This is a genomic window from Stutzerimonas chloritidismutans AW-1, from assembly GCF_000495915.1.
In the GTDB taxonomy this organism is placed as follows: domain Bacteria; phylum Pseudomonadota; class Gammaproteobacteria; order Pseudomonadales; family Pseudomonadaceae; genus Stutzerimonas; species Stutzerimonas chloritidismutans.
This window is the reverse complement of sequence record NZ_AOFQ01000037.1, coordinates 43,464-58,772: the sequence shown is the minus strand read 5'-3', so window position 1 is coordinate 58,772 and position 15,309 is coordinate 43,464. Positions and strand designations below refer to the sequence as shown.

11 protein-coding genes are annotated in these 15,309 nt (G+C 64.2%); 7 read left to right on the top strand and 4 right to left on the bottom strand.

Annotation, left to right across the window (positions count from 1 at the left end; all coding sequences use genetic code 11):
- The 4 genes from F753_RS37615 to F753_RS37600 all read left to right on the top strand — a co-directional run.
- Positions 1-526: GNAT family N-acetyltransferase (locus F753_RS37615; protein ID WP_031297769.1), on the top strand; the 526-nt coding region annotated here is incomplete at its 5' end.
- A gap of 95 nt (positions 527-621) precedes the next feature.
- Entirely contained in the window at positions 622-1,404 is a 783-nt protein-coding gene (blaOXA, locus tag F753_RS37610; protein WP_023445564.1) for a class D beta-lactamase, read from the top strand.
- Positions 1,405-1,473: 69 nt separating this feature from the next.
- Positions 1,474-2,184, top strand: coding sequence for a class I SAM-dependent methyltransferase (locus F753_RS37605; protein WP_023445563.1), 711 nt, complete (start codon positions 1,474-1,476; stop codon positions 2,182-2,184).
- A gap of 51 nt (positions 2,185-2,235) precedes the next feature.
- Positions 2,236-2,595, top strand: a complete 360-nt coding sequence (locus tag F753_RS37600; protein ID WP_332822271.1) for a hypothetical protein — start codon at positions 2,236-2,238, stop codon at positions 2,593-2,595.
- 17 nt (positions 2,596-2,612) lie between these two features.
- Here F753_RS37600 and katG read toward each other — a convergent pair whose 3' ends face one another.
- Complete coding sequence (katG, locus tag F753_RS37595) at positions 2,613-4,844, bottom strand: catalase/peroxidase HPI (RefSeq protein WP_023445561.1); 2,232 nt, start codon at positions 4,842-4,844, stop codon at positions 2,613-2,615.
- 414 nt (positions 4,845-5,258) lie between these two features.
- On the opposite strand from katG, the gene plsB reads away from it, so the two are divergent.
- A complete protein-coding gene (gene plsB, locus F753_RS37590; RefSeq protein ID WP_023445560.1) occupies positions 5,259-7,757 on the top strand; it encodes a glycerol-3-phosphate 1-O-acyltransferase PlsB in 2,499 nt (832 codons plus the stop codon).
- Between the two features lie 5 nt (positions 7,758-7,762).
- On the opposite strand, the gene F753_RS37585 is transcribed toward plsB, so the two are convergent.
- Complete coding sequence (locus F753_RS37585; protein ID WP_023445559.1) at positions 7,763-8,191, bottom strand: N-acetyltransferase; 429 nt, start codon at positions 8,189-8,191, stop codon at positions 7,763-7,765.
- 190 nt (positions 8,192-8,381) lie between these two features.
- Here F753_RS37585 and F753_RS37580 point away from each other — a divergent pair, with 190 nt between their 5' ends.
- Entirely contained in the window at positions 8,382-9,053 is a 672-nt protein-coding gene (locus tag F753_RS37580) for a DUF4197 domain-containing protein (protein WP_023445558.1), read from the top strand.
- Between the two features lie 25 nt (positions 9,054-9,078).
- On the opposite strand, the gene F753_RS37575 is transcribed toward F753_RS37580, so the two are convergent.
- Both F753_RS37575 and F753_RS37570 read right to left on the bottom strand, forming a co-directional pair.
- Complete coding sequence (locus F753_RS37575; protein WP_023445557.1) at positions 9,079-10,695, bottom strand: ATP-binding protein; 1,617 nt, start codon at positions 10,693-10,695, stop codon at positions 9,079-9,081.
- 11 nt (positions 10,696-10,706) lie between these two features.
- The gene (locus tag F753_RS37570) at positions 10,707-11,423 is read right to left on the bottom strand and encodes a winged helix-turn-helix domain-containing protein (protein ID WP_023445556.1); all 717 of its coding nucleotides are present in this window, start codon (positions 11,421-11,423) and stop codon (positions 10,707-10,709) included.
- Between the two features lie 707 nt (positions 11,424-12,130).
- Between F753_RS37570 and F753_RS37565 the strand changes: the two genes are divergently transcribed.
- Positions 12,131-15,013, top strand: coding sequence for a ribonucleoside-diphosphate reductase subunit alpha (locus F753_RS37565; RefSeq protein ID WP_023445555.1), 2,883 nt, complete (start codon positions 12,131-12,133; stop codon positions 15,011-15,013).
- Positions 15,014-15,309 lie beyond the last annotated feature (296 nt).

Here is a 15,309-nt window from a genome sequence, read left to right as displayed (position 1 = left end):
CCCCCCCCCCCCAGCCGATCGCGCACCGTTCGCCACGATGAATGCGGACCCCAGGGTCATGCGGCACTTCCCCGCCCTGCTCAGCCGGGCCGAGAGCGATGCAATGGCTGACCGCTGCCAGGCGCTGATCGAAGAACGCGGCTGGGGATTCTGGGCCGTCGAGCTGAAAGCCCGCGGCGCATTCATCGGCTTCGTCGGTCTGCATACGCCGTCGGCAACCTTGCCGTTCTCGCCGTGTGTGGAAATAGGTTGGCGCCTGGCGGCTGATTACTGGGGCCAGGGATTGGCCAGCGAAGCGGCGTGGGTCGCGCTAAAGACAGGGTTCGGCACGCTCGATCTTTCCGAAATCGTATCCTTCACTACTATCGAGAATCGACGTTCACGCGCCGTGATGGCCCGTCTTGGCATGCGTGAAACGGAGGAGTTCGAGCATCCAGGAGTGCCAATCGGCCATCCGCTTCGCCGGCACTGCCTGTATCGACTGGATCGCGAACGCTTTGCGGCGCAGTTGGCTGCAGCTGAATGACCGTTCATTCACGATTGGCTGGACTTCGCTGGAAACCCTGTTAGAACGGCACGCGCATAGCCGGACCCTCATCCCCACCCTACGGATATTCTTCAATGCCTCAGCTGTTCCTCGCGCTTCTGTTCCTCGGCTTTTCCGGCTTCGCTCATGCGGAAGATGCCGATATCGCCCGGCTGTTCGACGAGGTTGGCGTGGGCGGAACACTGGTGATCGAATCGGCTGAAACCGGCCAGCGCTACGTTCACAACGAAGCCCGCGCGAAGCAGCCGTTCACCGCCGCCTCCACATTCAAGGTGCTGAATACGCTGATCGCGCTGGAGGAAGGCGCCATCGCCGGCGCCGACGAGATCATCCCGTGGGACAACACCCGTTACGAGATCGAGGACTGGAACCGCGACCAGACGCTGAAGAGCGCCTTCCAGGTCAGTTGCGTCTGGTGCTATCAGTGGCTGGCGCGGCGGGTGGGTGCGGCAGACTATCCGCCACACATCCGCCAGGCGCATTACGGTCAGCTGCGCGAGCCCTTCAACGGTACCGAGTTCTGGCTGGATGGCTCGCTGACCATCAGCGCCGAGCAACAGATCGAGCTGCTCAAACGCGTGACCGCGCGCAGCCTGCCGTACCGCACCAGCAGTTACGACACCCTGAAGACGGTGATGCTCACCGAAGCCGCCAAGGACTATCGTCTTTACGCCAAGACCGGCTGGGCCGCCCGCAGCACGCCCGGCACCGGCTGGTACATCGGCTACGTGGAGACTGGTGAGAATACCTGGCTGTTCGCCTTGAACCTGGACACCCGAACCGTCAGGGACCTGCCGTTGCGTCAGCAGATCGCCCTGAACGCATTGCGAGCCAAAGGCATTCTGCCGGCGGACTGAAGCAACTCAGCAGCAACCCGGGTGGTGCGCCTAGGCGCCCATCCTGAACAACCTCCTGGGAAATCCGCCATGCGCAACGATGAAATCAAGGCCATCTTCGACCAGCAGGCAACCAGCTACGACGAGCGCTGGGCGAGAACCGCGCCGATTCGCGAGGCCCTGCATTTCCTTCTGGAAGCCGTCTTTGCCAACCTTCCAGCCGACGCCCGAGTCCTGTGCGTCGGTGCCGGCACCGGCGAAGAGATCGCCTATCTGGCCAGGCGCTTCCCGCGCTGGAGCTTCACCGCCGTCGAGCCCTCCGGTGCAATGCTCGAGGTGTGCCGCAACAAGGCGATCGAGGGCGGCTACGCCGAGCGCTGCCAGTTTCATGAGGGCTATCTGCAATCGCTGCCCGAGCAGGACGCTTTCGATGCCGCGACGTGCTTTCTGGTGTCGCAATTCATTCTGGAGCCTGGGGCCCGTGCGGAGTTTTTCCGTGCCATCGCTAGCCGGCTTCGCCCGGGCGCACGCCTGGCCAGCTCCGACCTGGCATCGGATATCGCCTCGGTCGAATACACCGCCCTGCTCGAAACCTGGATGAACATGATGACCGTGGCTCGCATCCCGGCCGCCGGTGTGGAGCAGATGCGCGCAGCCTACTCCCGCGATGTGGCGGTGCTGCCTCGCGAGCAGGTCGCAGCGATCATCGAATCCGGCGGCTTCACCGACCCCGTCCTGTTCTACCAGGCCGGGCTGATTCACGCCTGGTACTCGACGCGGTCAACGGTCGATGCGCAATAACGCCGCGGCATGGCGGCTGCATCCTATCGGCCGAGCATGAAGCGATCCGCGTTGCGTTCTTTTCTTCTCGCCACGTTGGTCGGTGCGGCGATCTGGAGCCTGTCGCCGCTGCTGACGGGCCACGTCGAGCCCTGGGATGCCGGCGGCCTGTACTACACCGTAGCGCTGGCCCTGGGCGGCGGATTGTGTGGCTCCGTTTCGCCGAAACCCTTGTGGCCGCTCTACGCTGGCTGTGTCGCCGGGCAGGTTCTGTATCTGCTCGGCTGGTTGCCGACAGGGCCATTGCTCCCCGTCGGGCTGGTGTTCGTGCTGCTGTGCTCCCTGGTCTTTCTCGCCGGTGCCTATGTCGGCTCCCGAGCCCGAACCAGATGGCAGGCTCGAAAGCAGCGGCCACCCCGTGGCGGCGCCTGATGGCGCCGCCGCGAGCTCTAGGCTGAGAGCTTCTGGCTGAAATTATCGGCGGGCTTGCCGATATCGAGCCGGTCCACGTTCATTACCTTGTCCCAGGCTTTGACGAAGTCCTGCACGAACTTCTCGTTGCCGTCGGCCATGCCGTATACCTCGGCCTGGGCACGCAGCTCCGATTGCGCGCCGAAGATGAGGTCCACGCGGGTGGCGGTCCAGGTGGGCTGGCGGGTCTTGCGGTCGAGGCCCTGGAAGCGGTTCTTGTGCTCAGTCGCGACCCACTCGTTCTGCATGCTCAGCAGGTTGACGAAGAAGTCGTTCGAAAGCGTGCCCACGCGCTTGGTGAAGACGCCTTCCCTGCCGCCATCCGCATTGGTGCCCAACACACGCATGCCGCCGACCAGCACGGTCATTTCCGGCGCGCTCAGCCGTAGCAGGTGGGCCTTGTCGACCAGCGCTTCCTCGGGCGCCATGAAGTGGGACTCGTGGTAGTAGTTGCGGAAGCCATCGGCGACCGGCCGCAGCGCTTCGAACGAGGGCCCATCGGTCCACTCTTCGAGCGCATCCATCCGCCCTGGCGTGAAGGGCACGGTGACGGCCACGCCGCCGTCCTGTGCCGCTTTCTCGATGGCGGCACAGCCGGCGAGCACGATCAGGTCCGCCATGGAGACCTTTCTGCCCTCGCTGGCCGAGGCGTTGAACGCGTTCTGGATCTCGTCGATTTTCTGCAGCACGCGATCCAGCAGGGCCGGGTTGTTGATCTCCCAATCCTTCTGCGGCGCGAAGCGGATACGAGCACCGTTGGCGCCTCCGCGCTTGTCCGATCCGCGATAGGTGGCGGCCGAAGCCCAGGCTACCGACACCAGCTCGGACACGGAAAAGCCCATACCGAGCAGCTGCTGCTTCAGCGCGGCGATGTCCGCCTCGTCGATCACCGGGTGATCGCGCTCTGGAATCGGGTCCTGCCAGATCAGCTTTTCCTGCGGCACCAGTGGCCCGAGGTAGCGGCCGATGGGACCCATGTCGCGGTGCGTCAGCTTGAACCACGCCTTGGCGAAGGCATCGGCGAACTCGTCCGGGTTCTCGAGGAAGTGACGGGAGATCTTTTCGTACTCAGGATCGAAACGCAGCGCCAGGTCCGAGGTAAGCATGGTTGGCTTGCGCTTCTTGTTCGGGTCGAAGGGGTCGGGAATGATTTCCCCCACGTCCTTTGCGACCCACTGATGCGCGCCAGCCGGGCTCTTGGTCAGCTCCCATTCGAAGTTGAACAGGTTCTCGAAGAAGTAGTTGGACCACTGCGTCGGGGTCTGGCTCCAGATGACTTCGAGACCGGAGGTGATGGCATCGGCACCCGCACCGGTCTGGAATCGGCTGCGCCAACCCAGGCCCTGGTCTTCGATCACGGCGCCTTCCGGGTCCGGGCCCAACAGCGAGGGGTCACCCGCACCGTGGGTCTTGCCGAAGGTATGGCCGCCAGCGATCAGCGCCACGGTTTCATAGTCGTTCATCGCCATGCGGGCGAAGGTTTCGCGGATATCGATGGCCGAGGCTTTGGGGTCGGGATTGCCGTTGGGGCCTTCCGGGTTCACGTAGATTAAGCCCATCTGCACGGCGCCCAGCCCCGGATGCAGCTGCCGCTCGCCGCTGTAACGCTCATCGCCGAGCCAAGTGCCCTCCGGGCCCCAGAAGAGCTCTTCCGGCTCCCAGGTGTCCGCACGGCCGCCGGCGAAACCAAAGGTCTTGAAACCCATGGATTCCAGCGCCACGTTGCCCGTGAGCACGTAAAGGTCCGCCCAGGAAAGCTTGCGGCCGTACTTTTGTTTGATCGGCCAGAGCAGGCGCCGGGCCTTGTCCAGCGAGGCGTTGTCCGGCCAGCTGTTGAGCGGTGCGAAGCGCTGCTGTCCGCCACCGGCGCCGCCGCGGCCATCGGTGATCCGATAGGTCCCGGCGCTGTGCCAGGCCAGGCGAATGAACAGCCCGCCGTAATGGCCGAAATCCGCCGGCCACCAGTCCTGGGAATCGGTCATCACCTGGTGAAGATCGGCAATCACAGCGTCGAGATCGAGGGAGTTGAATTCCGCGGCATAGTCGAAATCGCCACCGTAGGGATTGGAACGTGGCGAATGCTGGTTGAGCGACGTGAGGCTCAGCGCTTCAGGCCACCAGTCGCGATTGCCCGGGCGTTTGCGGGGCGCACCAGCGCCATGACCGAATGGGCATACACCGCCCGCCTTTTCGCCAGTCTCTTCGTTCATGTTCTGCTCCTCACGGTTGTCGATGACGCGATCAGGCGCCGCTTGAAACAACCTAGCACCGAGCCCATGAACGAACAAAAGGCCAGGACGGCGTTTTCAGGGCTGCAGGAACGAAGCTGAAAACGGCGCCAGCGCAGCAACCAAGCGGCTTCCAGCTACCCGGACTGCGGCTGAAATGGCGCGTATGGAATTTCCCTATCGGCCTGATAGGCGCAGCCTCAAACAGCGCATCCTATCGCCCCATTTACGCCTCACACTCCAGTGTCCGCGTTAGGTCTGCGCAGAGAATCCGGGCGTCGAGTAGCCCTGCCAATCGCTGGCGGTTCGCCGGCAGAGAGTTTTGCCCGCCCTCCCCGCTTGCGGCACACTTGCCGCCTTCGAGGGCATTGCCCCTTCCATAGCCGAATCTGCCGTATGACTCGCTCCCCCCTTCGCCGTCTGATCTTCTCCGTATTGCGCCGCGTGCTGTACTTCTGGGTGCGCTCGGAGACCATCAACCAGTCTGCCTTCACCCTCAAGCTGGACCGCAGCAAGCCGGTGTTCTACGTGCTGCAGCAACCCTCGCTGAGCGATCTCGCGGTGCTGGACGTCGAGTGCAGCAAGGCCGGGCTACCACGCCCGGTGGCCGATGTGGCGGTGGGCGACCACGTCGAGCCGGCCGCGTTCTTCTTTCTCAATCCGGCAACGAGCTGGTTTGGCAGACGCACGCGTCTGGTGGCGCCGCCAACGCTGGTCCGGCTGGTCGGCGCACTGGAGCACAACGCGGTGGAAAACGCGCAGATCATCCCGGTCAGCGTGTTCTGGGGGCAGTCGCCGAATCGCGAGACCAGCGCCTGGAAGCTGCTGTTCGCCGACAGCTGGGCGGTCACCGGGCGCCTGCGCAAACTGCTCAGCATCCTGGTACTGGGCCGCAAGACCCGCGTGCAGTTCTCCGCACCAATCCAGCTCAACGAGCTGATCGCACTGAACAAGGGCCACGAGCGCACCCTGCGCATGGTCCATCGTATGCTGCGCGTGCACTTCCGCAACCAGAAGACCGCCGTGATCGGCCCCGACCTGTCGCACCGGCGCAATCTGGTCAAGGGCCTGGTGCACGCACCGCAGGTCCGGCAGGCGATTCGCGACGAGGCCGAGCGCGAGAACATTTCCATCGAGCGGGCCGAAGCCAGAGCGCTGCGCTACGGCAACGAGGTGGCCTCAGACTACGCCTACACCGCCGTGCGCTTCCTCGAAGTGGTGCTGTCCTGGTTCTGGAACAAGATCTACGACGGCATCCGCGTCAACCATATCGAGCCGCTACAGGAAGCCGTGCGCGGCTACGAGGTGATCTACGTCCCTTGCCATCGCAGCCATATCGACTACCTGCTACTGTCCTATCTGCTGTTCCGCAACGGCCTGACGCCGCCGCACATCGCCGCCGGCATCAACCTCAACATGCCAGTGATCGGCAGCCTGCTGCGCCGCGGTGGCGCCTTCTTCATGCGCCGCTCGTTCAAGGGCAACCCGCTGTATACCTCGGTGTTCAACGAATACCTGCACAACCTGTTCACCCGCGGCTTCCCTGTCGAGTACTTCGTCGAGGGCGGCCGTTCGCGTACCGGCCGCATGCTGCAACCCAAGACCGGCATGCTGGCCCTGACCCTGCGCAGCTACGTGCGCTCGTCACGCCTGCCGATCCTGTTCGTGCCGGTCTACATCGGCTACGAGCGCGTACTGGAAGGCCGCACCTACCTGGGTGAACTGCGCGGCGCGGCGAAGAAGAAGGAATCGATCTTCGACATCTTCAAGGTCATCGGTGCGCTCAAGCAGCGCTTCGGCCAGGTCTGGGTCAACTTCGGCGAACCGCTCAAGCTCAACGAATTCCTCGACCAGGAGCAGCCCGGCTGGCGCCAGCAGACCTACGCGCCGGATTACCGTCCCGAATGGCTGAACGACGCCACCAATCGCCTGGCCGAGCGCATCGCCCAGCGCCTGAACGAGGCGGCGGCGGTCAATCCGGTCAACCTGGTGGCGCTGGCGATGCTCTCCACCAGCCGCCAGGCCCTGGACCAGCAGTCCCTGGCGCGGATTCTCGATCTCTATCAGGCGCTGTTACGTGCGGTGCCCTACTCGCCGCACACCACGCTGCCGGAAGGCGACGGCAACGCGCTGATCGCGTACGTGAAGAGCCTCGACCTGCTCGCCGAACAGAAGGACGCGCTGGGCAACATCCTCTATCTGGACGAGCAGAACGCCGTCCTGATGACCTACTACCGCAACAACGTGATGCACATCTTCGCGTTGCCGGCGCTGCTGGCGAGCTTCTTCCAGAGCAGCTCGCGCATCAGCCGCGAGCAGATCCAGCGCTTCACCGAGGCGCTGTACCCGTACCTGCGTGCCGAGCTGTTCATGCGCTGGGAAGTCGAGGAGCTGGAAGCCGTGGTCGACCAGTGGCTGGCGGCCTTCGTCGAGCGCGGCCTGCTCAAGGTGGACGGCAACCACTACGTGCGCCCGGCCCCGAGCTCGAGGCAGTTCGTCCTGCTCACCCTTCTCGCTCGCGTCGTGGTGCAGACCCTGCAGCGCTTCTACATGGCCACTTCGCTGCTGCTCAACAGTGGCCAGCACAGCCTGAGCGCCGAGGAGCTGGAAAACCTCTGCACGGTCATGGCCCAGCGCCTGTCGATCCTGCATGGGCTGAACGCGCCGGAGTTCTTCGACAAGGCGCTGTTCCGCCATTTCATCCAGAGCATGCAGGAACAGGGCGTGGTCAGCCCGGACGAAAACGGCCGGCTCGGCTATCACGAAAAGCTCGCGGAACTGGCCGAGGGCGCGGCCAAGCGCGTGCTACCGGCTGAGATTCGCCTGTCGATCCGTCAGGTGGCGCTGGAGCGTCATCATGACGATTCCGATTCGACGCCTCCCGAGGCTGCCTGAAACGCTCAGTCCCGCTGCCAGGCCATCGCCAGTTCGGGATGGCCGGTGTGCGGGTCCAGCTGTTCGCTGATCACGGCAAAGCCATGTCGGCGATAGAAGGCGACGCTGGCGGCATTGGCGCTGTAGACCGTCAGCTCGAGCCGCTCACGCACGGTCTTGGCCTGCTCGATCAGCGCCGAGCCGATACCGCCGCCCTGGGCGCTCGGCGCCACGAAGATCGCCGCCAGGACGTCCCCGACCAGCGCGACGAATCCCAGCACCGCACCTTCTCGCTCATCGACCCAGATCTGCGCCGCCGGCAGATAGATATCACGCATGTCATCCAGCTTCGACGCCCAGAACGCCGGGGCAATGAAGTCATGGGCGCGGATCGATGCAGCCAGCCAGATCGCCAGCACCGGCTCCAGGTCATCGGGGCGAAAGGGACGGATCATGCGAGTCGGCTCCATAACGACGGGCCCGCAACCTTAGCGCATCAGTAACAACCTGTCCCCCGCCTGCCTGACCCATACTGCTGGTAAACGCCTGCGCCTTGCCCGGCATTGCTTTAGCATCGGCGCCAGGCCATACGGCAGTTAGCAGCCCGCCGCTTCTGCACCATTCAATGAACATGAGGTTAACGCCATGTTGCGCATCACCACTCTCGTTGCAGGCCTGGCACTTTCCGCCAGCGCTTTCGCCCTTTCACTTTCCGACCTGACCCAGAGCGACGCCAGCGCCGGCCTCAAGGATGCCTTGAGCCAGGGCGCCAAGGTCGCGGTGCAGCAGCTCGGCCGCCCTGGCGGCTTCAGCAGCGATCCGGACGTGCGTATCGAGCTGCCGGGCAACATCGGCAAGGCTTCGCGGATGCTGAAGATGCTCGGCATGGGTGCGCAGGTCGAACAGCTGGAGAGCAGCATGAACCTGGCCGCCGAGAAGGCCGTGCCGGAAGCCCGGCAACTGCTGCTGGATGCCGTGCGCAAGATGACCGTGCAGGACGCCAAGGCCATTCTCGCCGGTGGCGATGACTCGGCCACCCAGTACCTCAACCAATCCAGCCGCGAGCAGATTCGCGCGAAGTTCCTGCCCATCGTCAAACAGGCCACCGACCAGGTCGGCCTGGCGCAGCAATACAACGCCGTCGCCGCCAAGGTGCCGGCTGGCATGAACGGCAGTTACGCGAATATCGAAAGCTACGTCACCGAACAGGCGCTCGATGGTCTGTTCACCGTGATCGCCGAGCAGGAAGCGAGCATTCGCAAGAACCCCGCCGCCGCGGCCACCAGCCTGGCGAAAAAGGTGTTCGGACTGCTCTGAGAGATTGGGTCGAGCTGCGCTGGTTTCAGCCACCCGCTGCTCGGTCCGCCCTGCGCCGCGGCCAGACCAGACTGAAACGCGCGCCGCCCAGGTCGCTGTGCCCCAGCTGCGAGCGACCGCCGTGCCAGTAGATGATCCGCCGCACGATGGACAAGCCCAGCCCGTGCCCGCCCGAGGCGCGGGTACGGCTGTCGTCCAGGCGCAGGAACGGGGTGAAGACCTTTTCCCAATCCGCTTCCGGCACGCCGGGGCCATCGTCGTCCACCTCCAGCCGCACCGTTTGCCCATCGATGGTGAAGCTGACCTGCACCCGACTCTCGGCATGGCGCATGGCATTGGTGATCAGGTTGCTCAGGGCGCGGCGCAGGTACTGCGGCTCCGCCTCGGCCCAGCAGCTGCCATCGGCTGCCGTTGTGCATTCTCCGCGGCTGACGCTGACATCGGCGCGGAGCGGCGCCAGCTCACCGATCACCTGATCGACCAGCGCACCCAGGTCGACCTGCTGGAAATGCAGGGTCGGCGAGCCACGCTCCAACCGCGAATACACCAGCATTTCGTCGACCAGCGCATCAAGGTCGTCGATGTCGCCGTCCATGCCTTCCAGGTACTTGCGCCGGGCCTCGTCGGTCTGCGCCTCGGCGCTCATTTCCAGGCCGAAACGCAGGCGCGCGACCGGCGTGCGCAGTTCATGGGCCACAGCGCTGACCATCTCCCGCTGCACCGCCAGCAAACGCTGCAGATGCCTGGCCATACCGTTGAACGCCGCCGCCAGGCGCCCGACCGAATCGGTACCGACATCCGGCACGCGGGTTTCCAGATTGCCCGCGGCGATACGGGTCGCCGCACCTTCCAGCACGCTCAGGCGCTGCTCCAGCTGGCGCACCAGCAGGTACACGGTAAGACCGATCAACGACAGGCCGAGCAGGCCGATCAAGATTAGCAACTGCGGCGGATAGGGATTCATCTGGTACAGCGGACCGAGCTGCATGATCCAGCCGGTGCCGGCGATGGCCGCGAACACCCGCACGGCATCACCGCCGCGAGCGAGCGCCATCACCGTGTCGCCCTCGTCCAGCCGCCGACGCTGGTCGTCATCGAGGTTGGCGCTGTCGCGTGTCAGCAATTCCAGATCGAAGCCGAAACCACGCGCCTTTTTCAGCTCGGCCAAGCGCTGCGGCTGTTCGGCTTCGGGATAGCGGATCAGCTCGTCGATGAGCAGATAGATGGTGGCGCGCGCCAGCTGTTCGCTGAGCTGCTCGACTTCACCGGTAAGCACCAGGCGATCCCGTGCACTGACCAGGCTGAAGACCGTGGTGCTCTGCGGTCGGATCTGCTCGACCAGCACCTGCCCACGCAGCAGGCGCGCCTCCAGGCGACTTTCCAGGCGAACATCATCCAGCGTGCGCACCCGCAGCGGTATGCCCAGCAGCCGCCCCCAGAGGTTCGCCGCCTGGCGCCGTTCGATCGGCGTCATGCTGCTCATGTTGTGCGCCATCAGGCGGAAGGTGCCACTGGCCAGGCGCTCGCGGTGATCGTCCGCGCGGTGCTGGTTGAGCAGGTGCAGGCCGCCGGCGCCGAGCAGCGCCACCAGCACCAGCACCCCCAGCATGCCGCCATAGATGCGCAGGAAGATCGAGTTCATGGGCGGCGGCGCTACACCATCGCCACGGCAGCTTCGGAAACGAACAGATAGCCCTTGCCGCGCACCGTCTTGATCAGCCGCGGATGATCGGGATCGTCACCGATCTTGGGGCGGATACGCGAAATACGCACATCGATGGAGCGGTCCTGACCGTCGTATTCGATGCCGCGCAGCTCGGCGAAGATTTCTTCACGGGAAAGAATGCGTCCGGGGTTGGAGGTCAGCAGCCAGAGCAGGTCGAACTCGGCGCCGGTCAGTTCGATCTGCTGTTCACGCAGCCAGGCTTCGCGCAACGCGCTGTCGATCACCAACGGGCCGAACTGCAGGCGCTTGGCATTGGTCGGTGCTTCTGGCGGCTGACGACGCAGCAAGGCGCGGATGCGCGCCAGCAACAGACGCGGACGCACCGGCTTGCAGACATAGTCGTCGGCGCCGGTTTCCAGCCCCAACACCTGATCCAGATCGTCGGCCCGCGCGGTGAGCATGAGGATCGGGCCATCGTAGCGGTCACGTACCCGCCGGCAGATCGACAGGCCATCCTCGCCGGGCAGCATCAGATCGAGCACCACCAGATCCGGACGCTCCTCGATGATGCGCCCGGCGGCGCAGGCGCCATCCGATTCGATCGACACCTCGAAGCCGCCACTGCTCTGCAGGTATTCCTGCGTCAGCTCGGCCAGCCGTCGATCGTCCTCGACGATGAGAATCCGCCACGTCTCTTGCTCCATCCCCGCCCCCTGTCAGACCGTCAGGCCACAAACGAACAGCGCGCATTGTACCCAACGCCCGGCCCGGCACGATGCACAAAAAGCGGGCAGCGGCAAACACAACATGTAGTGTCATTGACCATCATCAAAATATGCCCGGCGGCACGTATTTCGTCGGTATTCGGCCGAGCGCCGAAGGCATGCGGCCTGCGGCCTGACGCCGCGCTTTCACCCACAATCCGCACACATGTTATCCACAGGTTATCCCAGGCGGCTGCCTTGCATTGGCCCGGAGCCAGCATTATCTTGTCGCTCCTGCGCGCCTTGACCCCTAGATATTGGGCCTGGGCACCGCAACTGACACAATCGAGACATTTTCGAGAGCTGGGCTATCGCCCTGCCTCCCATTGCTCTGCAACACCGTCGGCAGCCTCAGGTCAAGCATTAATGCAAGCCTTCGACAGTCGTCTCCCTGACTTCAAGCGCGGAACTAGCAGCTGTGCTCGGAGCCAAGACAAAACACAACATATTGTGTTGACAGTTTTTCCAGCCTGACTATCCTTCCGGCAACGACTTAGCTCGTCAGCGGCCGAGTCAGGACTATTCCTTGCGATACCGCCATGCACCGCGATGCGGGGCATGGCTCATGCAGTAACGACGCACGGGCTCAACGAGGCCCGCGCAGACAGAACCAGAACCGCGACTAAAAGAGAGAATCCGGAGCCCCCATGCAGAACCCATCCACTCGCGAGAACCCGCTGTCAGCCGATGCACCGGATCTGGCGGCTACCGCCCCGGGCCAGCTGCGCGTGATCAAGCGCAACGGTACGGTCGTCCCCTACACCGACGACAAGATCACCGTCGCCATCACCAAGGCCTTTCTCGCAGTGGAAGGCGGTAACGCTGCCGCTTCCTCGCGTATTCACGACACCGTCGCGCGCCTGACCGAGCAGGTCAGCGCCACCTTCCGTCGTCGCATGCCCTCCGGTGGCACCATCCATATCGAAGAAATTCAGGACCAGGTCGAACTGGCCCTGATGCGTGCCGGTGAGCAGAAAGTCGCGCGTGACTACGTGATCTACCGCGAAGCCCGTAGCCAGGAGCGCAAGAGCGCCGCGGCCAACGACATCGCCCAGCCGCACCCGAGCATCCGCGTCACCCGCGCCGATGGCAGCCAGCAGCCGCTGGACATGGGTCGCCTGCAGACCATCATCACCGAAGCCTGCGAAGGCCTGGCCGAGGTCGATGGCGCGCTGATCGAGCGTGAAACCCTGAAGAACCTCTACGACGGCGTGGCCGAGAAGGACGTCAACACCGCCCTGGTGATGACTGCCCGTACCCTGGTCGAGCGTGAGCCGAACTACAGCCAGGTCACCGCGCGCCTGCTGATGGACACCCTGCGTGCCGAAGCCCTGGGCTTCCTCGGCGTTGCCGAAGCCGCCACCCATCACGAGATGGCCGACCTCTACGCCAAGGCCCTGCCGGCCTACATCGAGAAAGGCGTCGAGTTCGAACTGCTCGACTCCAAGCTCAAGAGCTACGACCTGGCCAAGCTGGGCGCCGCGCTCAACCACGAGCGTGACCAGCAGTTCACCTACCTCGGCCTGCAGACCCTGTACGACCGCTACTTCATCCACAAGGACAACGTTCGCTTCGAGCTGCCGCAGATCTTCTTCATGCGCGTCGCCATGGGCCTGGCCATCGAGGAAGAGCAGAAAGAAACCCGCGCCATCGAGTTCTACAACCTGTTGTCGTCCTTCGACTACATGGCCTCGACGCCGACCCTGTTCAACGCCGGCACCCTGCGTCCGCAGCTGTCCTCGTGCTACCTGACCACCGTGCCGGACGACCTGGGCGGCATCTACGACGCCATCCGCGATAACGCCCTGCTCTCCAAGTTCGCCGGCGGCCTGGGCAACGACTGGACCCCGGTACGCGCACTGGGCGCCTACATCAAGGGCACCAACGGCAAATCCCAGGGCGTCGTGCCCTTCCTGAAAGTGGTCAACGACACCGCCGTCGCGGTCAACCAGGGCGGCAAGCGCAAGGGCGCGGTCTGCGCGTACCTGGAAACCTGGCACCTGGACATCGAGGAATTCCTCGAGCTGCGCAAGAACACCGGTGACGACCGTCGCCGTACCCACGACATGAACACCGCCAACTGGATTCCGGACCTGTTCATGAAGCGCGTCTTCGACGACGGCCCCTGGACCCTGTTCTCCCCGTCCGACGTCCCCGACCTGCACGACCTCACCGGCCGCGCCTTCGAGGAGCGTTACGAGTACTACGAGGAGCTGACCAAGTACGGCAAGATCAAGCTGTTCAAGACCCTGCCGGCCAAGGACCTGTGGCGCAAGATGCTCTCGATGCTGTTCGAGACCGGCCACCCGTGGCTGACCTTCAAGGACCCGTGCAACCTGCGCAGCCCGCAGCAGCACGTCGGCGTGGTGCACAGCTCCAACCTGTGCACCGAGATCACCCTGAACACCAACAAGGACGAGATCGCCGTCTGCAACCTGGGCTCGATCAACCTGGTCAACCACATCAAGGACGGCAAGCTCGACGCCGCCAAGCTGGAGCGCACCGTGCGCACCGCTGTGCGCATGCTCGATAACGTCATCGACATCAACTACTACAGCGTGCCGCAGGCGCAGAACGCCAACTTCAAGCACCGTCCGGTGGGCCTGGGCATCATGGGCTTCCAGGACGCGCTGTACCTGCAGCACATCGCCTACGGTTCCGACGCCGCCATCGACTTCGCCGACAAGTCCATGGAAGCCATCAGCTACTTCGCCATCCAGGCTTCCTGTGACCTGGCCGACGAGCGCGGCGCCTACTCCAGCTTCCAGGGCTCGCTGTGGTCCCAGGGCATCCTGCCGCTGGATTCCCAGCAGATCCTCATCGAGGCCCGTGGCCAGAAGTACATCGACGTCGACCTGACCGAATCCCTGGATTGGGCGCCGATCCGCGAACGCGTCAAGAAAGGCATTCGCAACTCGAACATCATGGCCATCGCCCCGACCGCGACCATCTCCAACATCGTTGGCGTGTCGCAGTCCATCGAGCCGACGTACCAGAACCTGTACGTCAAATCGAACCTGTCCGGCGAGTTCACCGTGATCAACCCGTACCTGGTCCACGACCTCAAGGCCCGCGGCCTGTGGGACCCGGTCATGGTCAACGACCTCAAGTACTACGACGGTTCCGTACAGCAGATCGAGCGCATCCCGCAGGATCTGAAGGACATGTACGCCACCGCCTTCGAAGTGGAAACCAAGTGGATCGTCGACGCCGCCAGCCGCCGCCAGAAGTGGATCGACCAGGCGCAGTCGCTGAACCTTTACATCGCCGGCGCCTCGGGCAAGAAGCTCGACGTGACCTACCGCATGGCCTGGTACCGTGGCCTGAAAACCACCTACTACCTCCGTGCCCTGGCCGCGACCAGCACCGAGAAGTCCACCATCAACACCGGCAAGCTGAACGCCGTGTCCAGTGGTGGCAGCGAGGCGGCGAACTCCGCCAGCGCCGCTCCGGCTGCTGCAGAGCCGCAGCCGGCTCCGGTGCCGCTGGCGTGTTCGATCGATAACCCCGACTGCGAAGCCTGCCAATAACTTCAAAGTCGCGGCCCCCAGAGCGGTCCGCGCGTTGTTGCCCGCCAGCCCGGCCCCCATCACGTACATGCGTACGCTCAGGGGCTCCGGACTGACGGGCGCCTAGCGCGACCTCGCTCTGGAACCCGCTCACACCGAGCGGTTTTTTAAGAACGAAGCGAACGGCCCGTTCTCGCTTGCCAGGTACTTACAACCAACGCAGTGGCTACCGATCGAACAAGCCAGACGCCAACACCAAACCAGTCCCCTCGCCCCTCTGGGGAGAGGGCTAGGGTGAGGGGCAACCCTCCAGACAA